Raw genomic sequence first — 25091 nt, 5'->3', positions numbered from 1 at the left:
GAGGGGGAGAGACGGGGGAGCCCGGCCCGCCCAGGCGGACCGGGCTCCCCCGTCTCTCCCCCTCTGCCCTGCCCTGCCCTGCCCTGCCCGGTTGATCATGAGGTTGGCGGCGTTTTCGATCTCCATAACCGCCGCCAACCTCATGATCGACCGCCAAAGCGCGAGATCTTGGTACGAAATGGCCCCTCCAGGGGCCGATTCCTACCAAGATCTACACGGATCTCGGGATATGACCTTCTAGATCCCGGATAGTGGGAGACCGGGCGGTCTCCGCGGACGGCATGGGAGCGGCCGTCGGATGACGTGGAACTGGCGGACTGAGCCAGGAGTGGACGGCCCGGCGCAGGCCGGAACCGGTGGGCGGAGGAGAAGCGAGCGGGCCGACGCAGGCGGAAGCCGGACGGGCCGACCGACATGCGAGCCGGCAAGCGGGCTGGCCCGGAAGCGAGCAAGCGGGCGGATCCCGGAAGCGGGCGGACGAGTGGCCGACCACGGTGGAGGTCGGGCGACAGCGGTGGCGGCACGGACCCGGACGAACGCCCGTAACAGGACGATCGCGGGGACGAGGCGTCAGCGGGGCTTGGTGGCGGCGATCGCCAGGGCGTCGGGGACAGGCCCGGAGCCGGACTCGACCACCCGGGTCACCACCAGACCGGCCGCGGTGACGGCGTTGAGCAGGTCGGCCAGGGGCAGGTGCCAGGCGCCGACACGCGCCCGCACCCCGACGACGTTCCACGACCGCAGCGTGTGCTCCCGTGAGGCGTACCCGCCGTCGATCACGATCCGCTCCGGCTCGGACCGGTCGGCGAACGCGCCCACGTAACACGGATGCACCCCGACGTGCACCAGCCGGCCACCGGCCTCCAGCACCCGCGCCGCCTCCGCGAGCGCGGCCGGATAGTCGGGCATGTCGGTGTGCGCGAGTACGCACACAGCGGCCGGCACCGCGCCGGTGGCCAGCGGCAGCGCTGTCGCGTCGGCCCGGGCCACCGGCAGCCGGGACCGGGCGTGGCGCAGTTGCCCGCCGGACAGGTCCACGCCCACCGGCGTCCATCCGAGACGGCGCAGCTCGGCCGCGTGCGCGCCGGTGCCGCAGCACAGGTCCAGGCACCGGCCCGGGCCCTCGCCCAGCAGGCCGGCCAGCACCGACCGGATCCGGTCCATGTAGATCGACGAGGTCTCGCTGGCGTACTCCTCGTACCAGTCGGCGATGCCGTCGTACAACGGGGTCGTCATCTCCGCACGCTAGCCCCGCACCGGGCCCGCCGCTGCCCCGCAGATCGGCTACGGTGCCCCCATGACCTGGGAGGAGCTCGACGCGCACCTGGACAAGGTGCCCGGCACCGTCTCCGCGTACGTGGGCCGGCCCGGCGCGCGGCCGGCGTGGACGCGGCGCGCCGACGCCACCCACTACGCGGCGAGCACCATGAAGCTCGCCGTGCTGGTGGCGCTGTTCCGCGCCGCCGAGGCCGGCCGGCTCGACCTGGACGCGCCGGTGCCGGTGCGCAACTCGTTCGACTCCGCGCTGCCCGGCGCGCCCCGGTTCGCCAACGCCCGGAACTACGACAACGACGAGGCGGTCTGGGACCGCGTCGGCGGGGACGCGCCGCTGCGTTGGCTCGCCGAACGGATGATCGTCCGGTCCAGCAACCTGGCCACGAACATCTGCATCGGCCAGGTGGGGCTGCCCGCCGTGGCGCGGGCGTGGGCGCTCGCCGGGGCGCGGCACAGCGTCACCGGCCGCGGCATCGAGGACTTCGCCGCCCGCGACTCCGGCATCGACAACCTGGTCACCGCCGCCGACCTGGCCGCCCTGCTCGGCGAGCTGGCGCTCGGCGCGACCCGGCCCGGCCCGCTCGCCTCGCCGTCTGCCTGCGCGGCCATGCTCGACGTGCTCGCCGCCCAGGAGCACCGCGAGGACCTGGCCGCCGGGCTGCCCGACGGCACCCGCATCGCGCACAAGAACGGCTGGGTGCGCGGCGTGCGCCACGGCGCCGGCGTGGTCTTCCCGGACGACGCGCCGCCGTACACGATCGTCGTCTGCACCACCACCGACCTGGCCGACGGCGGCGCGGACGGCGACGAGGTGGAGGACGACGCCTGCCGGCTGATCGCGCACGTCTCCGCGCGGGTCTGGGCGGCGCGACACGACCTGGCCGGCTGACCCGGCTACTCCAGCAGCCGCTCGCGCAGCGCCGCGCGGTCCGCGTCGGTCACCCCCAGACCGTCGCGCAGGTACGCCTCGAACGAGCCGTGCGTCCGGCGCACCTCGTCGTAGGCGGCGTCCAGGTATTCCGGACGCACCTCCAGCAGCGGCCGCGCCACCGCCGGATCCAGGTCCGGCCGGCGCTGGATCATCGCGGACAGCAGCACCTCGCGCAGGCTCTCGGTCAGCTCGTTGTGCACCAGGTAGTCGGCGCGGATCGCCTCCTCCTGGACGCCCAGCGCGGTCAGCAGCACCACCGACAGCCAGCCGGTGCGGTCCTTGCCGGCCGAGCAGTGGAACAGCAGCGGCAGGTTCGCGTCCTCGACGGCCAGCCGCACCGCCGCGCTGAAACCGGCCCGCGCCGACTCGCCGGTGACGAACCAGCGGTAGATCGCCGTCATCGCCCCCGGCATGCCCTCCCGGGCCAGCGCCGCGTAGGCGTTCAGGTCGTGGCCCTGCAGCACCGCCGAGACGTACGTGAAGACGGGATGCGCCGCGTCGTAGACGGGCAGGTGCACCACGCGGGGCGCACCGGCCAACCGGTCCGGCGGGGCCACCGCCTGCTCGTGGACGTCACGCAGGTCCACCACACAGGCCGGGCCGAGCTTGCCCAGCACCGGCAGGTCCACGTCGGTGAGCCGGCCCAGCGCGGGCGTACGGATGAGCCGCCCGGCGCGTACCCGCCGCCCGTCTGTCGTCGGCAGTCCGCCCAGGTCACGCGCGTTCGGCGCGCCCACCAGCTCCCATTCCCGCCCGGTCATCGGCCCTCCCCTGCTCGCCGCCAGTTGGCTATAGGGTGCCCCACATGACCATCGCCGCGGTACGCACCCACCGTCTGTCGGCCCCCTTACACACCCCGTTCGTCACCGCGCTGCGCCGCACCACCACAGTGGACACGCTGGTCGTGGAGGTGATCGACGGCGACGGCCGCTCGGGTTTCGGTGAGGCGCCGCAGGTCTGGCAGGTGACCGGCGCGTCGGTGGCCGGCGCCGAGGCGTGCGTACGCGAACTGCTCGCGCCGCTGCTGATCGGCCGGGACGCCGACGACCTCCAGGCGGGCTGCGCCCTGGTGCGTCGCGCCGTGGTGGGCAACGAGTCGGCGAAGGCGGCGGTCGACGTGGCGCTGCACGACCTGGCCGCGCGGCGGCTCGGCGTACCCCTGGTGCGTCTGCTCGGCGGCACGGCGCTGCGGGTGCCGACGGATGTCACGCTGGCCGCCGGCGACGCGGTCGACCTGGCCGCGACGGCGGCGCGGCGCGGTGCCGAGGGGTTCGGGGTGCTCAAGCTCAAGGTCGGCACCGACGCCCGCGGCGACCTGGACCGGGTGCGCGCGGTGCGGGCCGCGGTCGGGCCGGACGTGCGGATCCGGCTGGACGCCAACCAGGGCTGGACGCCCCGGGAGGCGGTGCGGGTGATCCGCGCGATCGAGGACGCGGGGCTCGACGTCGAGCTGGTCGAGCAGCCGGTGCACCGCCGTGACCTGGACGGGCTGGCCTGGGTCAGCGACCGGGTCGGGCTGCCGATCCTGGCCGACGAGTCCGTCTTCGACGTGCGGGACATGGTCGAGGTGATCCGGCGGCGGGCCGCCGACATGGTCAACGTGAAGCTGGCCAAGTGCGGTGGGCTGCAACCGGCCCGCACGCTGCTGGACCTGGCCGCCGCGCACGGCATGGGCACCATCGTCGGCTCGATGATGGAGGGCCCGGTCGGCGTGGGCGCCGCCGCCAGCCTGGTCGCCGCCTACGGCACCACCGCCGTGTCGGACCTCGACGCCGCCTGGTGGCTGGCCTGGTCGCCGGTGACCGGCGGCATCCGGTACGAGGGCGCGAGCGTGCTGCTGCCGGACGCGCCGGGTCTCGGCGTCACCGGCCTCCGTGAAGCTAAAATTCAGTCACATGGTTGAGTAGCGGCAGAATTTTTCATATGGTCGCCCGGAGAAGCATTCCAGAGAGGGGTACGCGTGGCGCCTCAACCGTGCCGACAGGCCGTCGTACGGGTGCCGGTGGCGACCCTGTGGACAGCACCCGATGCGGTGCGCCCGATCGACCGGCCCGCTCTCGCCGACTGCCCCGACGTCGCCGGCTGGATCGCCGGGATGGACCGCGACCAGCGGGTCGGTGACTGCGTCCTGACCCAGTTGCTGCTCGGCGAGCCGGTACGGATCACCGAGACGCGGCCGGACGGCTGGGCCCGCGTCGTCGCGCTCGGCCAGCCCGCCGCGAAACACGGCGCCGACGGCTACCCGGGCTGGGTGCGGACCGCCCACCTGACCAGCGCCGAGCCGGCCGGCGCCGCGCTGACCGTCGACGTCGCCCACACCACGCTGCACGCCTCGCCGGGTGGCGCACCGGCGCTTCGCGGCCTGGTGCTCGGCACCCGCCTGGAGTCGGCCGGGCGGCCGGTGGACGGCGGGCGACCGGTCCGCGTACCGGGTCGGGCCGACCCGCTGTGGGCCCCGGAGGGCGACCTGGTGCCGCTGCCGGCCGAACGCCCCGAGGCCAAGGAGGTGCTCGCGGTCGCCGAGCGGCTGCGTGACCTGCTCTACGTCTGGGGCGGCCTGTCCACCGACGGCATCGACTGCTCCGGGCTGGTCCACCTGGCCTGGCGGCGGCACGGGATCACGCTCCCCCGCGACGCCGACGACCAGGCGGACGCGACGACGCCGGTGGCGCTCGGCGACGAACGTCCCGGCGACCTCTACTTCTTCGCGCGGCCCGGCCGGCGCGTCCACCACGTCGGGATCGTGTCGGCCGAGCCGCACGGCGGCCGGCGCCGGATGCTGCACGCCTGCTACCTGACCCGCCGGGTGGTCGAGGAGGAGCTGCCCGCCGACCGGGCCGCCACGCTCGTCGGCGCGCACCGCGTCTGACCCTGCGGTCAGGGGCGGGTCTTGACCAGCTCCCGTCGCCGGTCCCGCGACGACTTCGCCAGGCTTGCCGCAGTGGCCACGGCCAGGGTGCCGAGGATGACGGTGAGCGACAGCCAGATCGGGATGTGCGGGGCCCACCCCACGGGCTCGCCGCCGTTGATGAACGGCAGGTGGTTGTCGGCGAGCGCCTCCAGCATCAGCTTCACGCCGATGAAGCCGAGCACCACGGCGAGGCCGTAGCTGAGGTAGATGAGCCGGTCCAGCAGGCCGCCGAGCAGGAAGTAGAGCTGCCGCAGCCCCATCAGGGCGAAGACGTTGGCGGTGAAGACCAGGTACGGCTCCTGGGTGATGCCGAAGATCGCCGGGATCGAGTCGAGCGCGAAGATCAGGTCGGTGGTGCCGATCGCGATCATCACGATCAGCATCGGGGTGAACAGCCGCCGACCGTTCTCCCGGGTGGTGATCTTCGCCCCGTCGTAGTCCCGGGACAGCGGCAGCGCCCGCCGGCTCCACCGGATCAGCACGTTCTCGCTGAACTCGTCCTCGTCCGGCTCGCCCTGCCGGGCCAGGTTCACCGCGGTGTAGATGAGGAACGCGCCGAAGATGTAGAACACCCAGGAGAACTGGGAGATCAGCGCCGCGCCGGCCGCGATGAAGCCGCCGCGCATGACCAGCGCCAGGATGATGCCGACGAGCAGCACCTTCTGCTGATACTGCCGGGGCACCCCGAAGCGGGCCATGATGATGACGAAGACGAAGAGGTTGTCCACCGAGAGGCTGTACTCGGTGAGCCAGCCGGTGTAGAACTCCCCCGCCACGCGGCCACCGGCGGTCAGCCAGAGCACCCCGCCGAAGATCAGCGCCAGGCCGACGTAGAAGCCCACCCAGAGGCTGGACTCGCGGACGCTGGGCTCGTGCGGTCGCCGGCCGATGATGAACAGGTCGGCGAGCAGGACCGCGATCATCGCGATCAGCGTTACCGCCCACACCAATGCGGACACGTTCAAATCCATCCTCCGGCAGACACGCGGCCTCGGGCACACCGTACGCCGGGTGGGCTGCAGGGGTGCGTCGACGCCGACAGGGGTGACTGTCGGAGGTCTCTTCCGCCGGAGCCTGACAGCAGGTTCCGACCGACGGAGCCGGGTCGGGCCACCGTAAGGTACCGGCGCTCTTCCGTGCTGACGACTCCACCGCGAGGGAATACTCCCCTCCTCGGGCGCCATTGTTCACCATCACACCCAGGTGCCGCATCTCCGGGCCGTCGTACGGCTGGGTGACGTGCGCCGCCTCACCCCGCGCAGCGCATCCTAGGAGGCTAGCCCAGCAACTCTTGCCCGGGCGTCTCCCCCGGTGCGTACACCCGGCGGGGTGGCATGGCAGGCTGCGGACATGGTTCTTGAGGTCGCGCTGATCGATGTGACGCCCGGAAACGAGGACGACTTCGCCGCCGCCTACGCGCAGGCACGGCCGATCCTCGCCGGCGCCGAGGGCTGCCGTTCCGTGCGGATGACCCGGGGCGTGGAGTCGCCCACCCGGTTCGTCCTGCTGGTCGAGTGGGACTCGGTCGAGGCGCACGACGTGAACTTCCGCCAGACCGACCGGTTCGCGCAGTGGCGCGGGCTGATCGGCCCGTACTTCGCCGGGCCGCCGCTGGTCGAGCACTTCACCGACGTCCCGGCCTGAACTGTCGTACCCGTGCCGTAGCCTGCGCGCTGCGCGGCCACCGGCCCCGACGGTCATCGGGGGCGCCGGGCCCGGTGGTCGCGCCAGCTCGTGCCGGTCGATCCAGCTCGCGCCGGTCAGCCCAGGTCGTGCGGATCGCGCTGACGGGGCACCGGCGCGGCGCCCAGCCGCCGGGCCACCAGCTCGGCCGTGGCATCGGGTGGCAGCGCGACCGCGAGCAGCCGCTCGATGACCCGTTCGTAGTGGCTCACGTCCGTCTCGGACACCAGGCGCACGTCGGTGGTCAGCGTCTCCACCAGCACGGTGCGCGGGTCCGCCGGATCGGGGTAGGCGTAGTAGGAGAACGGCGCGAGCGGGTGCGGGCCGTCGCCGCAGGACGCGCCGGGCAGCAGCCGGACGCTGACGCGAGGCCGCTCGGCGAGCGCGAGCAGATGCCGCATCTGGTCACGCCACACGTCACCGGGCAGGCCGTCCGGGTCGCAGACCCGCTCGTCGATCAGCGCCGTGTAGTGCGGCGGATCCGGCCGGATCAGCAGCTCCTGACGCGCCGCGCGGGCGCGGACCTCGGCCTCCACGTCCACGTCCCCGGTCAGCGCCGCGCCCGCCGATACGCGCAACCGGGCGTACGCCGGGGTCTGGAGCAGGCCGGGCACGAGCGCGCACTGATACTCGACGATGCGCTCGGCGCCCGCCTCCAGCTCGACGTACGCCCGCTGCCGTTCGCCCATCTCGCCGAGCGCCCGGGACCAGCCGCGTCCGGTGGCGGCGTCCCGGGCGATGACTATCAGCTCGTCCCGCTGCGGTGACGGCACCTGATAGACGTCGAGCAGGTCGAGCACGTCGGCCAGGTCGGGCCGACTCTGCCCCAGCTCGATGCGGGACAGCTTCGAGGTGGACGCCCAACCCAGCCGGACGCAGACCTGCTCCAACGTGAGCGACTCGCGACGGCGCAGCCGGCGCAGCTCCACACCGAGCCGCGCCCTCCGGACCACGGGACTTGCTGACAACGGCATGCACGCCTCCCAGGGGAGGAGAGTACGCATGACCATCACGCTCGGCAATACCTCGCCCACACAGCGCTACCACGCCCGGAGTAGGCGCCAGTCGTTCAGGGGCGGTAGGTGCCGAACGACCAGACGTGCCCGGACAGGTCGCGGGCGATGTAGTCACGGGAGCCGTAGTCGGTGTCGAACGGCGCCCTGATGATCTCCGCGCCGGCCGCCCCGGCCCGCTCGTGATGCGCGTCGACGTCCTCGATCGCCAGGTAGACGCGGTAGTCGTCGTCGGCTGGGCGGGGCTGCGGCGCCGGCCCCGGGCCGAGCATCACCAGATCGCCGGCGTACTCCAGCTCGACGTGGACCAGGGTGCCGTCGGGCAGCTCGTGCAGCTCGCGCACGGTGAGGCCGAACGCGGAACAGAGGAATTCGACGGCGGCTCGCACGTCGGGATAGCGCAAGACGGGATAAACGCTCTGCATGCCGCCAGTCTGCCGCCGCCTCGGTCAGGCCGGATTGGACGAATGAGATCCCGGCCCGGCCAGCGCGGCCGGGGTGACGCCGGCGAACTCGCGGAACTCCCGGATCAGATGCGACTGGTCGTAGTAGCCCCACCGGGCCGCCCGCTCCGCCCAGCCGGTGTCGTCGGGCACGGCGGAGGGCGCGGTGAGCACGGTACGGCCCAGGCTCGCGTACGCCCGGTCGAAACGCAGCAGACGGGCGACGGTCCTCGGCGGCAGGCCGAACTCCCGTCGGAACCGGACCGACAGGTGGCGACGCGACCAGCTCAGCTCCTCGGCCAGCGTGGCCACGCCGACCGCTTCCCCGCCGCCGTCCAGCCGCCGCCAGGCGGCCAGCAGGTGCGGGTCCACCGGCGTGGTCGCCGCCAGCCGCGCGGACAGCGCGGCGTCGAGCCGGGCGAAGCGCTCCGGCCAGCCCGGCGCTGCGGCCAGCTCGTCGCGCAGCCGGGCCAGCCAGCCCGCCACCGCGTCGACCGGCGCCGCCCGGTTGGCCAGCTCGGCCAGCGGCAGCCCGAGCAGGCGGCGGGCCGCCGGGGCGGTCAGCATCACCTGGACCCCGGTGCCCGTCCCCACGGTGCGGGTGGCGCACCAGCTGTCGAACGGGCCGGCCAGGAAGGCGTTCGTGCCGTACGCGCCCCGGGCCCGGTCACGCGGGTCGGCGACGTCCATCGGGGCGCCCCAGCCCAGGATCAGCACCACGAACGCGCCCGCCACCTCCCGGCGCGCCAGCGGGACGGACACGTCCTCGCGGTAGCCGAGGTAGCTGTCCACCCACTGGCGCAGTCGCGGATCGGGGTGCGCGACGACGGCCTCGGTCAGCATCGCGCCGCCCCGGCCGTCACGCCGGTCACCGGACTCCTGCGGCGTCCATCCCGCGCAGCTCCTTCTTGAGGTCGGCGACCTCGTCCCGGATGCGTGCGGCCAGCTCGAACTGCAGCTCCCGCGCGGCGGCGAGCATCTGGTCGTTGAGCTCCTGGATGAGGTTGGCCAGGTCGGCCCGGGCCATGCCCTCGCGGGACGGGGTGGTCGCGGCGCCCCGGCGGCTGCGGGTCTCCTTCACCGGCGCCTTGCCCCGGGAGAGCTGCCGCACGGCACCGCCGACGTTGCTGTTCTCGGTGTCCTCCGCCTCGCGGTAGATGTCGTCGAGGATGTCGTGGATCTTCTTGCGCAACGGCTCCGGCTTGATGCCGTTCGCCTCGTTGTGCGCGATCTGCTTGGCCCGGCGCCGGTTGGTCTCGTCGATCGCGTCCGCCATCGACGGCGTGATCTTGTCGGCGTACATGTGGACCTGGCCGGAGACGTTACGGGCCGCCCGGCCGATGGTCTGGATCAGCGACCGGCCGCTGCGCAGGAACCCCTCCTTGTCGGCGTCGAGGATCGCCACCAGGGAGACCTCGGGCAGGTCGAGACCCTCCCGGAGCAGGTTGATGCCGACGAGCACGTCGTAGTCGCCCTTGCGCAGCTCGCGCAGCAGCTCGACCCGGCGCAGCGTGTCGACCTCGGAGTGCAGGTAGCGCACCCGGATGCCGTTCTCCAGCAGGTAGTCGGAGAGGTCCTCGGCCATCTTCTTGGTCAGCGTGGTGACCAGGACGCGCTCGTCCCGCTCGGTGCGCAGCTTGATCTCGTGCATGAGGTCGTCGATCTGGCCCTTTGTCGGCTTGACCACGACCTCCGGGTCGATCAGGCCGGTGGGGCGGATCACCTGCTCGACGAACTCGCCCTGCGCCTGCTCCAGCTCCCACGGGCCGGGGGTGGCGGACAGGTAGACCATCTGGCCCACCCGCTCCAGGAACTCGTCGAAGCGCAGCGGACGGTTGTCCGCCGCGCTGGGCAGCCGGAAGCCGTGGTCGATGAGCATCCGCTTGCGGGAGGCGTCGCCCTCGTACATGCCGCCGATCTGCGGGATCGTCACGTGCGACTCGTCGACCACGGTGAGGAAGTCGTCGGGGAAGTAGTCGAGCAGGCAGTGCGGCGGGCTGCCGGGCAGCCGGCCGTCGATGTGCATGGAGTAGTTCTCGATGCCGGAGCAGAAGCCCACCTGCCGCATCATCTCGATGTCGTAGGTGGTGCGCATGCGCAGCCGCTGGGCCTCCAGCAGCTTGCCCTGCCGCTCCAGCTCGGCCAGCCGCTCGCCCAGCTCGGCCTCGATGTCGCGGATCGCCCGTTCCATCCGCTCCGGGCCGGCGGCGTAGTGCGTGGCCGGGAAGATCATCAAGCTGTCGACCTCGCGGACCACGTCACCGGTCAGCGGGTTCAGGTAGTAGAGCTTCTCGATCTCGTCACCGAACAGCTCGATGCGGACCGCCAGCTCCTCGTACGCCGGGATGATCTCCAGCGTGTCGCCGCGGACCCGGAAGGTGCCGCGCTGGAAGGCCATGTCGTTGCGCGTGTACTGGATGTCGACCAGCCGCCGCAGCAACTGGTCACGGTCCAGCTCCTGCCCCACCTTCACCCGCACGGCCCGGTCGAGGTATTCCTCCGGCGTGCCCAGCCCGTAGATCGCCGAGACGGTGGCGACCACGATGACGTCGCGCCGGGTGAGCAGCGACATGGTGGCCGAGTGCCGCAGCCGCTCGACCTCCTCGTTGATCGAGGAGTCCTTCTCGATGTAGGTGTCGGTCTGCGGGATGTACGCCTCGGGCTGGTAGTAGTCGTAGTAGGAGACGAAGTATTCGACGGCGTTGCGCGGCAGCAGCTCGCCGAACTCCTTCGCCAGCTGGGCCGCGAGGGTCTTGTTGGGGGCGAGCACCAGGGTCGGCCGCTGCAGCCGCTCGACCAGCCACGCCGTGGTGGCGCTCTTGCCGGTGCCGGTCGCGCCGAGCAGCACCGTGTTGCGGTCGCCGCGCCGCACGCGACGCTCAAGCTCGTCGATGGCAGCCGGCTGGTCACCGGCCGGCTGGAACTCACTGACGACCTGGAAGCGGCCGTCGAGCCGGGGAATGTCGAGCGCCATGACACCAACCGTACGCCCGCGGTCCGACACTTCCGGCCACGACCACGGACCGTCCCTGATCAGCTTCGATATTCCCATTGTGTGGCTCATCTCACGGGTTTACCCTCGTACCGTAGGCCGCTCGCGGCGGCCGACCGGGCCGGCGACCGCCCCCTTCCGAGGGCCGGTTGCCCCCGGCGCCAGGGCCGCAGCACCCGGGTCGACCGGCGTGCGCGCCGACGGTGGTCGCGCGCAGGCGCTGACCGGCCGCCGCGAGCGCCCCTGCTCGTCACCGAAACCCCGCTCTCGCGTTTTCCACTCGTGGGGACCTCTCCCGACCGCCGGCCGCGACGCGAGCCGCCCGACACCGGCGCGCCCCCGTCCGCCGACGACGCCGGCCGCCCGCGCGGCGCGGGTCGCCCCCGCCGCCTCACCGCCCGGGGCGGCGGCGACCAGTCCGTGCCCCGTGAGCCCGGCCGCCGGCACCGCCGCGCCCGCACCAGCACGCCGGCCCGGCCCGCCACCGTGGCCGGCCGGCGCCGCCGCGAGCTCGTCACCGGCCGCTCCCCCGCTCACCCGGCCCGGCCCGGAGGCGGCCCGGAACTGGACGGCGCCGACGACCCACCGGACGGGCCGGGCCGCCGCCGGATCATGCTCGCCGCGCTCGCCGGCGCCGCCGTGATCTCCGCGACGGCGCTGGTCGCCGCGCTGCTGACCGGGACGCCCGGGCCCGACGCACCGGCCGGGACGACTCGCCCGCTCACCTCCGCCGAGGCCGACCGGGTGGCCGCGCTGCGGGTCACCAACCTGCGCGACGTACGCGCCGGCGTCCGGGTCACTGTGGGCGCCGGCGGCGCCCGTACCGAACTGGTCGGCTGGGTCGACTGGGCCCGCCCCCTGGTCTACCTGGACGTCGGCGGCCCCGGCGCGGACGCCGACCGGGGCCTGGCCCAGGCCACCGGCTCCGCGTTGCTCGTGCGCCCCGACCCCGGCGCGCTCCCCACGCCGGCCCGGCCCCCGCTGGTGCCGCCCACTGACGGCTGGCGGATGCGGGCCCCGGGCGGCGGGCACGGCCTGGGCGCGGTACGCGACCTGCTGATCGGGCTCGGCGCCGGGCGGGTCGACCCGCCCGGCGCCGACGGCCGGTGGCTGCGCCACGACAGCGTCGGCGGCATCCCGGTGGACGTGCTCCAGGCCCCGCTCGCCGTGCCGGGCGACCCGCGGCCCACGCTCTGGCTGGACGCCGACGCCCGCCTGCACCGGCTCGCCGGACGGCTGGCCGACGGCACCCCGGTCACCGTCGAGCTGAGCCGCGCGGACCGGCCCACGCTGCACCCGGTGGACGCCCTCGGCGGCCGGCCCGGGCAACCCCGTGCCCTCACCGACGACGAGGCCGAGCGGCTGGCCGCGCTGCCCGCCCGCCTGCGCGCCGTCGGCGGCGCGGCGGTGACCGTGACCGCCCCGCTCGGCCCGTCCGCCACCCTGCGCGGCACGGGCACGCTGAGCTGGGCTACCTCGTCGGCGTACCTGGTGGTGATCGAGGACGGCAGCGGCCGGCGCACCCTGCGCTGGGTCCGGCCGGGCCGGGTGGCCAAGGCGCACCGGTCCCCCGACGGGCCGGCCACGCCGCCGACGCCGATGCCGCCCGGGTTGCTCGCGGCGCCCGCGCGCCCGCCCGGCGACGACCTGGACCGGCTGATCGACGCGGCGCTGCGCGCCGGGACGCACGCGCCGGACGGAGACGCCGTCCGGGTACGGGAGGACCGGGTCGCCGACCGGACCGTCGACGTGGTCGAGGGTCCGGGCGGCAGGCGCTGGTGGCTCGACCGCGGTGGGCTGCCACGCCGGCTGGAACTGCGCACCGGGTCCGGTGTCTGGGTCCGGCTCGACCTCACGCCGGGCCGTGTGTCCGCCGGTCCACCGGGCCCGGCGTCGCGCTGACCCGCCCGCCGCCGCGCGCGACGCCGGGGGTGAGCGTCAGGGACGCCAGCCGGTCTGCGCGGCCCACTCCTCGGCGCGCAGGTGCTCCTCGTCGAACCACGGGTCGTTGACAGTGCCCCACGCCGCGTGCTCCGGCGCGGTGGCCGCCAGCTCCCGCTTCACCTGCAGGTAGTCGGCCCGCCGCGCCGGGTCGGCGCGCAGGTGGTCGCGCATCAGCAGCGCGTACCGCCAGCCGGGCGAGCCGGCCTCGCGCAGGTGCAGCCGCACCGGACGCCCCGGGTCCGCGCCGCCGTGCAGCCGCTTGGGCCAGCGCACCGGCTCCGGCTGCCGGGGGACGTCCCACCAGTCACCCGGCAGGCGCGGGAAGCCCGCCTCGGCCAGCCGCTGCGCGATCGGCCCGTCCGCCTCGTCCAGCGAGGAGACAGTCACCTGGATGTCGATCACGTCCGGCGCGGCCAGCCCCGGCACGGCGGTGGAGCCGACGTGGTCGACCCGGACGTCACCGCCCGCCGCGTGGCGGATCCGGGCGGCCAGCCGGGCGTACTGCTCGGGCCAGGTCGGGTCCGGCCCGGCGAGCGCCGCCGGGTCGGCCGGCACGGCGCGGCGCTCGCGGACGTTGCGCTCGTAGGGCACCAGGCGGTCCCGCCAGAGGGCGTCCACGGCGGCGTGCAGCTCGGTGAGCGTGCCGTCGTTGGCCAGCAGCACGTCGGCGACCGCGCGCCGGGTGGCGTCGTCGGCCTGCGCGGCGATGCGCCGCTGCGCCTCCGCCGCGGCCATGCCCCGGTCGCGGGTCAGCCGGGCCATCCGGGTCGGCACGGCCGTCTGCACCACGACCACCAGGTGGTACGTGGGCGCGAGCCCCACCTCGACCAGCAGCGGGACGTCGTTGACGACTATCGCGTCGGCGGGGGCGGCGGCGACCAGTTCGGCGCTGCGTGCGCGTACCCGGGGGTGGGTGATCCCTTCGAGCGTGCGGCGGGCGGCCTCGTCGCCGAAGACCAGCGCGCCGAGGGCGGCCCGGTCCAGCGCCCCGTCGGCGTCGAGGACCCTGTCGGAGAAGGCGGCGACCACCTCGGCCAGCCCGTCGGTGCCGGGCGCGACGATCTCGCGGGCGATGCGGTCCGAGTCGACGATCACCGCGCCCAGCGCGGCGAGGCGGCTCGCCACCGCGCTCTTGCCCGATCCGATTCCGCCGGTCAGCCCCACCTTCAGCACCCGGACAGTCAACCGGATCGCTCGTCCACATGCCAAACCGTCCCGGCACACGACGCGGGCCCCGCCCCCGGCGCTCCGCTGGTGCGGAACGCGGGGACGGGGCCCGTCGTCAGAGGCGGTCGCCGGCTCGTCCGGTGGGACGAGCAGGCGTCAGCATCCGGTCACTTGCCGCCGGCGAGCTTCTCCCGCAGCGCGGCGAGCGCCTCGTCGGTCGCGAGCGTGCCGGCCGGCTCCTCGGCCTGACGGCTCGGGGCCGAGGTCGAGGTGGTGGTGCCGCTGGTGGCGGGCGGAGCCGGGTTGGCAGCGGCCTCGGCGTCGGCGGCGCGGGAGGTCTGCACCTGCTTGGTGTGGGCCTCCCAGCGCTGACGTGCCTCGGCGTACTGCTGCTCCCAGGTCTCGCGCTGCTTGTCGTAGCCCTCGAGCCACTCGCCCGTCTCCGGGTCGAAGCCCTCCGGGTAGATGTAGTTGCCCTGCTCGTCGTAGGTCGCGGCCATGCCGTAGAGGGTCGGGTCGAAGTGCTCCTCGCCCTCGACGAAGCCCTCGTTGGCCTGCTTGAGCGACAGCGAGATCCGGCGGCGCTCCAGGTCGATGTCGATGACCTTGACCATGACCTCGGAGCCGACCTGCACGACCTGCTCCGGGATCTCCACGTGGCGCTCGGCCAGCTCGGAGATGTGGACCAGGCCCTCGATGCCGTCGTCCACCCGGACGAACGCGCCGAACGGCACCAGCTTGGTGACCTTACCCGGCACGATCTGCTGGATCGCGTGGGTGCGGGCGAACTGACGCCACGGGTCCTCCTGCGTCGCCTTCAGCGACAGCGAGACCCGCTCGCGGTCCAGGTCGACGTCCAGGACCTCGACCTCGACCTCCTGGCCCACCTCGACGACCTCGGACGGGTGGTCGATGTGCTTCCAGGACAGCTCGGAGACGTGCACGAGGCCGTCCACGCCGCCCAGGTCGACGAACGCGCCGAAGTTGACGATCGAGGAGACGACGCCCTTGCGGACCTGCCCCTTCTGCAGCTTGTTGAGGAACTCGGTGCGCACCTCGGACTGCGTCTGCTCCAGCCAGGCACGGCGGGACAGGACCACGTTGTTGCGGTTCTTGTCCAGCTCGATGATCTTGGCTTCGAGCTCGCGGCCGACGTACGGCTGCAGGTCACGCACACGCCGCATCTCGACGAGCGACGCGGGCAGGAAGCCACGCAGGCCGATGTCGAGGATGAGACCACCCTTGACGACCTCGATGACCGAACCGCGGACGACGCCGTCCTCGTCCTTGATCTTCTCGATCGTGCCCCAGGCCCGCTCGTACTGCGCCCGCTTCTTGGAGAGGATCAGCCGACCCTCCTTGTCCTCCTTCTGGAGGACGAGGGCCTCGATGTGGTCGCCCACCGAAACGACCTCGGCCGGGTCCACGTCGTGCTTGATCGACAACTCCCGAGAGGGGATGACACCCTCGGTCTTGTAGCCGATGTCGAGCAGGACCTCGTCCCGATCGACCTTGACGACGGTGCCTTCGACAATGTCGCCGTCGTTGAAGTACTTGATGGTCTCGTCGATCGCGGCGAGGAAAGCTTCCTCAGAGCCGAGGTCGTCGTGGGTGACCTTGTTGGCGCTCGAGGTGGCCTCGATGCTGCTCGTCATGTGGGCGGTTGCTCCGGTCGGATGGGTTGTCACAGCGGGCATGGGTGTCGCGGTGACTCTGCCGCGCCAACGGATCCGTCGCCGGGCACACCGAACGATCGACGCGAGAAGATCATTAGTGGCTCCGGTGACCGCGCACCTGCTCCCTGCCGAGGCACACGATCCGCGAGCGCATCGTCTAGCCTACCCGCTGCATTACCACAGCGTGCAAGCCCTCCCGGGTCCGCGCGAACTCATCCGCTGCGAAAGCGGAGATTTTGCGCGGTAAGGGGCCACAGCTGTCTCGTCCGTCACACCCGTCCCAACCGCCACCCCACCCGACCGGCCGGACGCCGCCGGACCTAGCGTGGACGGGTGGACGACGACAGGGTGACCCGCCGACGGGTCGACGCCGGTGAGATCCGCCGGGCCAACCGCGGCTGGTGGGACACCGACGCCGACGCGTACCAGGCCGAGCACGGCGCGTTCCTCGGTGACGCCGACTTCGTCTGGTGCCCGGAGGGCCTGCGCGAGGCCGACGCGCGGCTGCTCGGCGACGTGGCCGGCCGGCGGATCCTCGAACTCGGCGCCGGGGCGGCCGCCGCCGCCCGCTGGCTCGCCGCCCAGGGCGCCCGGCCGGTCGCGCTGGACCTGTCCGCCGGCATGTTGCGGCACGCCGCCGAGGCCGCCGAACGCACCGGGGTACGCGTGCCGCTGGTGCAGGCCGACGCGCTCGCCCTGCCGTTCGCCGACGCCGCGTTCGACACGGTCTGCACCGCGTTCGGCGCGATCCCGTTCGTGGACGACTCGGCGGCGGCGATGCGCGAGGTGGCCCGGGTGCTGCGCCCCGGCGGCCGGTGGGTCTTCTCGGTCACCCACCCGATGCGCTGGATCTTCCTGGACGACCCGGGCGAGGGCGGGCTGACCGCCGTGCACTCGTACTTCGACCGCTCCCCCTACGTCGAGCAGGACGAGCACGGCGTGGCCACGTACGTCGAGCAGCACCGCACCCTGGGCGACCGGATCCGGGAGCTGGTCGGCGCCGGGTTCCGGCTGCTGGACCTGGTGGAGCCGGAGTGGCCGGCCGGGCACGAGGGCATCTGGGGGCAGTGGAGCCCGTTGCGCGGCCGGCTGTTCCCCGGCACGGCGATCTTCGTCGCCGAGAAACCGGCCCGCTGACGCCGGACGGACGCGCGGTGCGATCGGGGCGGCGGTAGCGCCCCTACGTTGCCCTGGTGACCGCCGAGCCGATCGCGACACCATCCTCTCCATGGCGTCCGGACCCGCTTCGGCAACAGCGTGCCGACCACATGGTGGAGGAACTGCTGACGCTGCCGGCCTGCTGACCTGGTGGCTGCGATCCCACGCGCCGGCGTATCTGCGTGCGACCCAGGCAGTGAGCATCGGGTTGGACGTCGACGCCAGCCGCCGACCGGACGTCCTGCTCCACCACGCCGGGCTGCCGAGCGACAGGTCCCTCCTGCGACCGGCGGACGTCGTCCTGGCCGTCGAGATCGTCTCCCCCGGCACCCGGCGCGTCGACCGGTTCGCCAAGCCGGGCGAGTACGCCGCCGCGGGGATCCCGTACTACTGGCGGATCGAGCAGGATCCGGTGCACCTCCACGCGTACCGCCTCGGTGACCGGATCGGCCCCGGCGGCGAGCGGCAGTACGAGCTGGTGGACGACAGCAGCGAGGTGATCGAGCTGCCCGAGCCCTTCGCGATCAAGCTGCCGATCGCGGAGATCCGGCCCTGACGACGCCGTTACTCGGTAGCCGCCGCGGGTAACCGGGCGGCATGGCCGAGAAGGAGTTCCACGCCGGGGACCACGTCTCCTGGGCCAGCCACAGCGGCCGGGCGTACGGGGTGATCAAGGAGAAGCTGACCGAACGCACCCACGTCCGCGGGCACACCGTGAACGCCTCGCCGGAGCAGCCGCAGTACCGGATCACCAACGACGACTCGGGCCGCGACGTCGCCCACCGCCCGGAGGTGCTGCGCCATGAGTCGCGCTGAGGACCCGCAGCAGACGTACCGGGAGTTCACCGACGCGGTGAACATGAAGCCCGGTGAGCTGTCCCGCTGGCTGGAGACCGAGGAGTCCAAGCACGTCGGCTGGCACAAGAAGGGCACCGCCGGCGGCGAGTCGGTCGGGCACGACTCCGGCCGGCGCATCGTCGACCTGCTGCGCCGCAAACGCGCCGACCTGACCGCCGCCGACTACAAGCACATGCGCAAGGTGATCGGGTACGTCCACCGCCACCTCGCCCAGCGGCCGTCCGGGGACGTGCGGGACACCAGGTGGCGCTGGTCGCTGATGAACTGGGGGCACGACCCGCTCAAGGGCTGAGCCGCCCGGGTCGTTCGCCGCGCGTTGGTACCGTGCCGGCGATGACGACAGACGTCCCGACCGCCGGCCGTCATCCCCGCGCCGGACGGGTGGTCCTCCTGGCGGGCCTCGGCCTGATCGCCGTCGCGGCGCTCCTCCTGGTGACCACCGGGAACACCGGCATTCGCTACAGCGCCGACCACGACGGCACCGTGCCGATGTGGAGCCGCTGGATCCCGGCACTGGCCGGGATCGCGCTGATCCGGCTGATCCCGCCCGCGCCCGACCCGAGGTGGCCGGACCCGGTCGCGCCGCACCGCGAGGCGGTGCCGCTGCTGCTGGCCGGGATCGCGTTCGCCGCCGTCATGCCGCTGCTGGGCGGCGAACCCGCGTACACGGTGTTGAAGCTCGCGCTGCTGCTCGGCGTACCCCTCGTGGTGTTCCTGGCCGCGCGCCGCCGGCCGCCACGGTGGTCGCCGGGCCCGGCCCCGGCGGACGCCGCCCGCCGGTGGGGTCCGGCGCTGCCGGTGGCGGTGTGGCTGGCGCTCAGCTACGCGACGCCGCTGGCCGTGCCGGCGAGCGACTGGGGGCGGACCGTCGGGCTGGTCGAGCTGGTCGCGACGCTGCTGGTGGCCTTCGCGGTGAACGCGCTGCTGGAGGAGGTCTTCTACCGGCGGTGGCTGCAGACCCGGTGGGAGTCGCTGCTCGGCCGGTGGCCGGCGATCGTGCTCGCGTCGCTGGTGTGGGCGGTCTGGCACGTGGCCATCCAGGGCAGCGGCCGTCCCGCCGTCGACCTGGCGTCGGTGATCGTGAACCAGGGGGTCGCCGGGCTGTTCCTCGGCTACCTGTGGTCGCGGTACCGCCGCATGTGGCCGCTGCTCGTGGTGCACGGCGCGGTAAACGCGATGCCCGTCCTGCTCGGCCTCTGACTTGACCCTGCCGCAGGCGGCAGGGTCGGACGATGCCGGCATGGAACGCCGCACACCACGGGTCGCCGTGGTCACCGGTGCGGGCACCGGCATCGGCCGGGCCACCGCACACGCCCTCGCCACCGCCGGGTACGCCGTCGTCGCCGTCGGCCGGCGCGCCGCGCCGCTGTCGGAGACCGCCGCCGGCCGGCCGGACATCACGCCACTGACCGCCGACGTCACCGCGCCCGACGGGCCCGGCCGGATCGTCAGCGCCGCGCTCGACCGGTACGGCCGCCTGGACGTCCTGGTCAACAACGCGGGCGTGGCCGGCGGCGGGCCGCTGGCGGATCTGGACGAGGACGCCGCCCGGCGGCAACTGGAGACGAACCTCCTCGCGCCCGTCCGGCTGGCGCACGCCGCCGTCGAGGCGCTCGCCGCGACACGCGGTGTGCTGGTCAACGTCACCACGTCGGTCGGCCTGCGCGCCTGGCCGGGCAGTTCGGTGTCCGCCGCCGGCAAGGCCGCGCTGGACTCGCTGACCCGCAGCTGGGCGGTGGAACTCGCGCCGCGCGGCGTCCGGGTGGTGGCCGTGGCGCCCGGAGCGATCGACACGCCGATCGGCGTGCACAGTGGCCTGTCCTCCGAAGGTCGAGCGGCGGTGCGGGACTGGCAACTCGCGCACACCCCGGCGGGCCGGATCGGCCGCCCGGAGGACGTAGCCTGGGCGATCCGGCGACTCTGCGAGCCGGAGGCGGGCTTCGTCACCGGTGTGGTGCTGCCGGTGGACGGGGGCGCGGTGGTCGCGTGAGAGGACGGTGACGGCGGTGCGGATCGGCGCGGTGGCGAAGGCGACGGGCTGCACGCCGCGTGCCCTGCGGCACTACGAGGAACACGGGCTCATCGCCTCGGCCCGGGCCGCGAACGGCTACCGCGAGTACGACGACGCGGTGGTCACCCGGGTCCGCAACATCCGTCACCTGCTCGACGCCGGGCTGACGCTCGACGACGTGCGGGTCTTCCTGCCCTGCCTGGACGGGGACGTGGCGTCCGCGCCGCCGTCAGTGGCCGGGCTGCGGGTCGGCCGGGAGCGCCTGGCCGTGCTGGACGCCCGGATCGCGGCCCAGGTGGCCGTCCGCGACCGCCTGGCCGCCGCCCTCCAGGCCGCCGCCCCTGCGCACTCGCCCCTCCTCTCGCCGCCGTCGCCTCCTGTGAGGTGACCAAGGAGTTTGTGTCACGCCAGAGCCCGTTCGGGGACACAAACTCCTTGATCACCGCCGGGGCGGGCGGGTGGTGGCGCGGGTGGGACGGCGGCGGAGGGTCAGTGGTCGGCGCTGTTCCAGTCGCGGCCCTCGCCCACCGACACCTCCAGCGGCACCGACAGCGGGTACGCCTCGCCCATCTGCTTGCGCACCAACGCCTCCAACGCCTCCCGCTCGCCCGGCGCGACCTCGAAGACCAGCTCGTCGTGCACCTGCAGCAGCATCCGGGACCGCAGCCCGGCCTCACGCAGCGCGCTGTCGACGTGCAGCATCGCGACCTTGATGATGTCGGCCGCCGAACCCTGGATCGGGGCGTTGAGCGCCATCCGCTCGGCCATCTCCCGGCGCTGCCGGTTGTCGCTGACCAGGTCGGGCAGGTAGCGGCGGCGGCCCAGGATGGTGGAGGTGTAACCGTCCTGGCGGGCGCGGGCCACCACCTCCTGGAGGTAGTCACGCACCCCGCCGAACCCGGCGAAGTAGTTCTCCATCAGCCCGCGCGCCTCCTCGGCGCTGATGCCGAGCTGCTGGGACAGGCCGAACGCGCTGAGCCCGTACGCCAAGCCGTAGTTCATCGCCTTGATCTTGCGGCGCTGGTCGGCGGTGACGTCCGCGACCTCGACGGTGAAGACCGAGGACGCGGTGGCCGCGTGGAAGTCGTGCCCGGAGTTGAACGCCTCGATCAGCGCGTCGTCGGAGGACAGATGCGCCATGATCCGCATCTCGATCTGGCTGTAGTCGGCGGTGAGCAGGCACTCGTAGCCCTCGCCGACGACGAACGCGCGGCGGATCCGGCGACCCTCCTCGGTGCGGATCGGGATGTTCTGCAGGTTCGGCTCGGTGGACGACAGCCGCCCCGTCGCCGCCACCGTCTGGTTGAACGTGGTGTGGATCCGGCCGTCGTCGGAGACGGACTTGAGCAGGCCGTCGACAGTCGACTTGAGCTTCGCCACGTCGCGGTGGCGCAGCAGGTGGTGCAGCAGCGGGTGCTCGGTCTGGGCGTAGAGCCACTGGAGCGCGTCCGCGTCGGTGGTGTAGCCGGTCTTGATCCGCTTGGTCTTGGGCAGGCCCAGCTCGGTGAAGAGGATCTCCTGCAACTGCTTCGGCGACCCGAGGTTGAACTCGCGGCCGACCACCTCGTACGCGCTCTGGGCGGCGGCTTTCACCTCGGCGGCGAAGTGCGCCTCCAGCTCGGAGAGGTAGTCGGTGTCGGCGGCGATGCCGGTGCGCTCCATCGCGGCGAGCACCCGCATCAGCGGCAGCTCGACGCCGGCCATCAGCCGGGCCGACTGCTCGCCGTCGCGGGACAGCTCGGCGTCGATCGCGTCGGCCAGGTCGAGCGTGGCGCGGGCCTGGAGCATGAGGTTCTGCTCGGCCGCGCCCTCGTCGCCGAACCCGTCGAGCGTGAGCTGACCGGTCTCCGGCGCGTCGACGCGCAGCTCCCGGTGCAGGTAGCGCAGCGCCAGGTCGGTCAGGTCGTACGAGCGCTGGTCGGGGCGGGCCAGGTAGGCGGCGATCTGGGTGTCGCGGGCGATGCCCTCCAGCTCCCAGCCGTGCGCGGCGAACGCCAGCACCGCCGGCTTGCTGTCGTGCAGCACCTTCGGGCGCTCGGCGTCGGCCAGCCAGCCGGCCAGCGCGGCCTCGTCGCCGGCGTCCAGCCGGCTCGGGTCGAACCAGGCGCCCGCGCCGGCGGCGGTGGCCAGCGCCATCCCGGTCACGGTGGCGGTGTGCCGGCGGTTCGGGCCGGTGTCGAGCGTGACCGCCAGGCCGACCGGCGTGCCGGCCGGGGCGTGCGTGTCGAGCCAGCCCGCGAGCGCGCCCGGCTCGGTGAGCACCTCGCCGGCCAGCTCGAAGCCCGCGTCGGCCTCCGGCTCGACCGCCTCCAGGTACTGGTAGAGCCGGTCGCGCAGGATGCGGAACTGGAGCGTGTCGAAGACCTGGTGCACCGCTTCGCGGTCCCAGCCCTGCCAGCGGGCGTCCTCGGGGCGTACCGGCAGCTCCAGGTCGGAGACCAGGCAGTTGATCTCGTAGTTGCGGATCACGTCGGCGAGCCGCTCGCGCAGGCTGTCGCCGGCCTTGCCCTTGATCTCGTCGGCGCGGGCCACCACGCCCTCGACGCCGCCGTACAGGTTGATCCACTTGGCCGCGGTCTTCGGGCCGACGCCGGGCACGCCGGGCAGGTTGTCGCTGGTCTCGCCGACCAGCGCGGCCAGGTCGCGGTAGCGATCAGGGGTGACGCCGTACTTCGCCTCGACCGCGGCCGGGTCCATCCGGGCCAGGTCGGAGACGCCCTTGCGCGGGTAGAGCACGGTCACGCGCTCGCCGACGAGCTGGAACGCGTCCCGGTCGCCGGTGGTGATCAGCACGTCCATGCCCTGGTCGCGGGCCTGCCAGGCGAGCGTGGCGATGACGTCGTCGGCCTCGTAGCCCTCCTTCTCGACCACCGGCACGCGCAGCGCGGCGAGGACCTCCTTGACCAGGCTGACCTGGCCCTTGAAGTCGGTGGGGGTCTCGCTGCGGCCGGCCTTGTACTCGGAGTACTTCTCGGTGCGGAAGGAACGGCGGGACACGTCGAACGCCACGACGATGTGCGTCGGCTGCTCGTCGCGCAGCACGTTGATCAGCATCGAGGTGAAGCCGTAGACGGCGTTCGTCGGCTGCCCCGTGGTGGTGGAGAAGTTCTCCACAGGCAGGGCGAAGAACGCCCGGTATGCCAGGGAATGTCCGTCGACGAGGAGCAGGCGCGGCGTCGTAGCTGTCACGGCTGCGACTCTAGTCCGTACGCCCGACAACTCCGGCCTCCGGTGCGGCGCGCGCCGCACCGGAGGCCGAGGTCAGAGAACCTTGGCCAGGAACGCCTTGGTCCGCTCGTGCTTCGGCGCCGAGATCACCTCGCGCGGGTCCCCCTGCTCGACCACCACGCCGCCGTCCATGAACACGAGGTGGTCGCCCACCTCGCGGGCGAAGCCGATCTCGTGGGTCACCACGATCATCGTCATGCCGTCGCGGGCCAGGTCCTTCATCGTGTCCAGCACCTCGCCCACCAGCTCCGGGTCGAGCGCGCTGGTCGGCTCGTCGAACAGCATCAGCTTCGGCCGCATGGCCAGCGCCCGGGCGATCGCCACCCGCTGCTGCTGGCCGCCGGAGAGCTGACCGGGGTACGCGCCGAGCTTGTCGCCCAGTCCCACCCGGTCCAGCAGCTGCGCGGCGTGCTCCCGGGCCTCCGTCTTCTTGGCCTGGCGCAGCAGCACCGGGGCCTCCATGACGTTCTGCAGCACCGTCATGTGCGGGAACAGGTTGAACCGCTGGAACACCATGCCGATGGCGCGGCGCTGCGCGGCGACGTCCCGGTCGCGCATCTCGTACAGCTTGCCGCCGCGCTCCCGGTAGCCGATCAGGTCACCGTCGACCCAGATGCGGCCGGCGTCGATCTTCTCCAGGTGGTTGATGCAGCGCAGGAACGTCGACTTGCCGGAGCCGGAGGGCCCGAGCAGGCAGCACACCTCGCCGGAGCGGACTTCCAGGTCGATGCCCTTGAGCACTTCCAGCGGCCCGAACGACTTGTGCACCTGCTCGGCCCGGACCATCAACTCGGCGGCCGGCGTCTGCGGGGAAGCGGTCATGTCCGTCATTGCGCCGTCCCACTCGTGGTACTGCCGCTCTCGGCGGTCAGATTCCGCAGCCGCTGCCGGGCCCGCCCGCTGCGTCCGAACCCCTTGGAGTAGTGCCGCTCCAGGTAGTACTGCCCGACCAGCAGGACGCTGGTCAGCAGCAGGTACCACAACGTCGCCGCGACGTACATCGGGAAGGGCTGGAAGGTCCGGGAACCGACGGCCTTGAGCTGGAAGAACAGCTCCATCGACACCGGCACGAAGGCCACCAGCGAGGTGTCCTTGAGCATCGCGATGGTCTCGTTGCCGGTCGGCGGAATGATCACCCGCATCGCCTGCGGCAGCACGATCCGCCGCAGGATCTGCGCCCGGCTCATGCCCAGCGCCTGAGCCGCCTCGGTCTGCCCCTCGTCCACCGACTGGATGCCGGCCCGGACGATCTCGGCCATGTACGCGGCCTCAGAAAGGCCCAGCGCCAGCATGCCGGCGACGAAGCCGGTCAGGATGTCCACCGCGCTGAACCCGAACAGCCGGGCCTCGAAGTCGTGCAACCCGAACAGGGCGCCGATCTGCCTGTCGAACGGCAGACCGAACTCCAGCCGCGACCAGAGGATGCCGAGGTTGCCGAAGAGGATCGCCAGCACCAGCCGGGGCACCGCCCGGAAGAACCAGGTGTACACCCAGGCCACGCCGCGCAGCACCGGGTTGGGCGACAGCCGCATGATCGCGATGACGATGCCCAGGCCGATGCCGATCACCATCGACGTGATCAGCAGCAGGATGGTGCCGCGCAGCCCTTCGATGATCGGCGGGCGGAACATCTCGTCCACCATGAACGACCACTGGAACGCGGAGTTCGTGACCAGCATGTGCACGAACATCGCGACCAGCACGGCGATGACCGCCACGCCGACCCAGCGCCCGGGGTGCCGCACGGGCACGGCCTTGATCGGTTCTGGCCGTGCCCGTCCGGATGTGTCGGCCGACATGG

At 73.0% G+C, this 25091-nt stretch carries 23 protein-coding genes and 1 pseudogene; 12 read left to right on the top strand and 12 right to left on the bottom strand.

The features are described from left to right. Positions 1-570 precede the first annotated feature (570 nt). The gene (locus tag BAW75_RS23895; RefSeq protein WP_104114983.1) at positions 571-1236 is read right to left on the bottom strand and encodes a class I SAM-dependent methyltransferase; all 666 of its coding nucleotides are present in this window, start codon (positions 1234-1236) and stop codon (positions 571-573) included. Between the two features lie 61 nt (positions 1237-1297). On the opposite strand from BAW75_RS23895, the gene BAW75_RS23890 reads away from it, so the two are divergent. Further along, complete coding sequence (locus BAW75_RS23890) at positions 1298-2164, top strand: serine hydrolase (protein ID WP_104114982.1); 867 nt, start codon at positions 1298-1300, stop codon at positions 2162-2164. 5 nt (positions 2165-2169) lie between these two features. Here BAW75_RS23890 and BAW75_RS23885 read toward each other — a convergent pair whose 3' ends face one another. Continuing rightward, positions 2170-2967: a tyrosine-protein phosphatase gene (locus tag BAW75_RS23885; RefSeq protein WP_104114981.1), complete on the bottom strand. Its 798-nt coding sequence runs from the start codon at positions 2965-2967 to the stop codon at positions 2170-2172. Positions 2968-3011: 44 nt separating this feature from the next. Between BAW75_RS23885 and BAW75_RS23880 the strand changes: the two genes are divergently transcribed. Together BAW75_RS23880 and BAW75_RS23875 are read left to right on the top strand one after the other, a co-directional pair. After that, a complete protein-coding gene (locus BAW75_RS23880) occupies positions 3012-4109 on the top strand; it encodes a mandelate racemase/muconate lactonizing enzyme family protein (RefSeq protein WP_043329594.1) in 1098 nt (365 codons plus the stop codon). A 129-nt stretch (positions 4110-4238) separates the two neighbouring features. Next, the gene (locus BAW75_RS23875) at positions 4239-5075 is read left to right on the top strand and encodes a C40 family peptidase (RefSeq protein WP_244206240.1); all 837 of its coding nucleotides are present in this window, start codon (positions 4239-4241) and stop codon (positions 5073-5075) included. An 8-nt stretch (positions 5076-5083) separates the two neighbouring features. Here the strand turns inward: BAW75_RS23875 and BAW75_RS23870 are convergent, their stop codons facing one another. Further along, positions 5084-6082: a TerC family protein gene (locus BAW75_RS23870; protein WP_043329590.1), complete on the bottom strand. Its 999-nt coding sequence runs from the start codon at positions 6080-6082 to the stop codon at positions 5084-5086. Between the two features lie 385 nt (positions 6083-6467). On the opposite strand from BAW75_RS23870, the gene BAW75_RS23865 reads away from it, so the two are divergent. Then, positions 6468-6761, top strand: a complete 294-nt coding sequence (locus BAW75_RS23865; protein ID WP_030503827.1) for an antibiotic biosynthesis monooxygenase family protein — start codon at positions 6468-6470, stop codon at positions 6759-6761. Between the two features lie 116 nt (positions 6762-6877). Here BAW75_RS23865 and BAW75_RS23860 read toward each other — a convergent pair whose 3' ends face one another. The 4 genes from BAW75_RS23860 to uvrB form a co-directional block, all read right to left on the bottom strand. Beyond that, complete coding sequence (locus BAW75_RS23860) at positions 6878-7774, bottom strand: DUF5753 domain-containing protein (protein ID WP_030503826.1); 897 nt, start codon at positions 7772-7774, stop codon at positions 6878-6880. A gap of 95 nt (positions 7775-7869) precedes the next feature. Continuing rightward, positions 7870-8238, bottom strand: a complete 369-nt coding sequence (locus BAW75_RS23855; RefSeq protein WP_069089074.1) for a VOC family protein — start codon at positions 8236-8238, stop codon at positions 7870-7872. A gap of 24 nt (positions 8239-8262) precedes the next feature. Further along, complete coding sequence (locus tag BAW75_RS23850) at positions 8263-9099, bottom strand: helix-turn-helix transcriptional regulator (RefSeq protein WP_104114979.1); 837 nt, start codon at positions 9097-9099, stop codon at positions 8263-8265. A 25-nt stretch (positions 9100-9124) separates the two neighbouring features. Next, the gene (gene uvrB, locus BAW75_RS23845; RefSeq protein WP_043329585.1) at positions 9125-11230 is read right to left on the bottom strand and encodes an excinuclease ABC subunit UvrB; all 2106 of its coding nucleotides are present in this window, start codon (positions 11228-11230) and stop codon (positions 9125-9127) included. 300 nt (positions 11231-11530) lie between these two features. Here uvrB and BAW75_RS23840 point away from each other — a divergent pair, with 300 nt between their 5' ends. Then, on the top strand, positions 11531-13150 hold the full coding sequence (locus tag BAW75_RS23840; protein WP_244206239.1) for a hypothetical protein: 1620 nt from the start codon (positions 11531-11533) through the stop codon (positions 13148-13150). A gap of 36 nt (positions 13151-13186) precedes the next feature. Here BAW75_RS23840 and coaE read toward each other — a convergent pair whose 3' ends face one another. Continuing rightward, complete coding sequence (coaE, locus tag BAW75_RS23835) at positions 13187-14365, bottom strand: dephospho-CoA kinase (protein ID WP_069089072.1); 1179 nt, start codon at positions 14363-14365, stop codon at positions 13187-13189. 161 nt (positions 14366-14526) lie between these two features. Then, positions 14527-16056, bottom strand: coding sequence for a 30S ribosomal protein S1 (rpsA, locus tag BAW75_RS23830; protein WP_051611429.1), 1530 nt, complete (start codon positions 16054-16056; stop codon positions 14527-14529). A 312-nt stretch (positions 16057-16368) separates the two neighbouring features. Here rpsA and BAW75_RS23825 point away from each other — a divergent pair, with 312 nt between their 5' ends. The 7 genes and pseudogenes from BAW75_RS23825 to BAW75_RS23795 all read left to right on the top strand — a co-directional run bounded on the left by BAW75_RS23825 (position 16369) and on the right by BAW75_RS23795 (position 20450). Next, positions 16369-17172, top strand: coding sequence for a class I SAM-dependent methyltransferase (locus tag BAW75_RS23825; protein WP_064445284.1), 804 nt, complete (start codon positions 16369-16371; stop codon positions 17170-17172). A gap of 160 nt (positions 17173-17332) precedes the next feature. Continuing rightward, a complete protein-coding gene (locus BAW75_RS23820; RefSeq protein ID WP_244206242.1) occupies positions 17333-17749 on the top strand; it encodes a Uma2 family endonuclease in 417 nt (138 codons plus the stop codon). Between the two features lie 41 nt (positions 17750-17790). Then, complete coding sequence (locus tag BAW75_RS23815; RefSeq protein WP_104114978.1) at positions 17791-18009, top strand: hypervirulence associated TUDOR domain-containing protein; 219 nt, start codon at positions 17791-17793, stop codon at positions 18007-18009. Further along, positions 17996-18340, top strand: a pseudogene (locus BAW75_RS23810) (DUF3140 domain-containing protein); the annotation flags it as partial. The gene BAW75_RS23815 and the pseudogene BAW75_RS23810, both read left to right, overlap by 14 nt. A gap of 44 nt (positions 18341-18384) precedes the next feature. Next, positions 18385-19251, top strand: a complete 867-nt coding sequence (locus tag BAW75_RS23805) for a CPBP family intramembrane glutamic endopeptidase (protein ID WP_104114985.1) — start codon at positions 18385-18387, stop codon at positions 19249-19251. A 40-nt stretch (positions 19252-19291) separates the two neighbouring features. Further along, positions 19292-20041 (top strand): SDR family NAD(P)-dependent oxidoreductase, encoded by a 750-nt coding sequence (locus tag BAW75_RS23800; protein ID WP_104114977.1) that lies wholly within the window; start codon positions 19292-19294, stop codon positions 20039-20041. Positions 20042-20048: 7 nt separating this feature from the next. Further along, positions 20049-20450 (top strand): MerR family transcriptional regulator, encoded by a 402-nt coding sequence (locus BAW75_RS23795; protein ID WP_104114976.1) that lies wholly within the window; start codon positions 20049-20051, stop codon positions 20448-20450. 101 nt (positions 20451-20551) lie between these two features. Here the strand turns inward: BAW75_RS23795 and polA are convergent, their stop codons facing one another. The 3 genes from polA to BAW75_RS23780 form a co-directional block, all read right to left on the bottom strand. Then, positions 20552-23251: a DNA polymerase I gene (gene polA / locus BAW75_RS23790; protein ID WP_104114975.1), complete on the bottom strand. Its 2700-nt coding sequence runs from the start codon at positions 23249-23251 to the stop codon at positions 20552-20554. A gap of 72 nt (positions 23252-23323) precedes the next feature. After that, positions 23324-24112 carry an amino acid ABC transporter ATP-binding protein gene (locus BAW75_RS23785; RefSeq protein WP_369830118.1) on the bottom strand — a complete coding sequence of 263 codons (789 nt, stop codon included), beginning with the start codon at positions 24110-24112 and terminating at the stop codon, positions 23324-23326. A gap of 5 nt (positions 24113-24117) precedes the next feature. Then, positions 24118-25089 carry an amino acid ABC transporter permease gene (locus tag BAW75_RS23780; RefSeq protein ID WP_043329574.1) on the bottom strand — a complete coding sequence of 324 codons (972 nt, stop codon included), beginning with the start codon at positions 25087-25089 and terminating at the stop codon, positions 24118-24120. Positions 25090-25091 lie beyond the last annotated feature (2 nt).

The sequence above is a fragment of the Micromonospora chalcea genome, from assembly GCF_002926165.1.
GTDB lineage: Bacteria > Actinomycetota > Actinomycetes > Mycobacteriales > Micromonosporaceae > Micromonospora > Micromonospora chalcea.
Note: the sequence above shows the minus strand (reverse complement) of the source record. Positions and strands in the feature narration are given on the sequence as shown.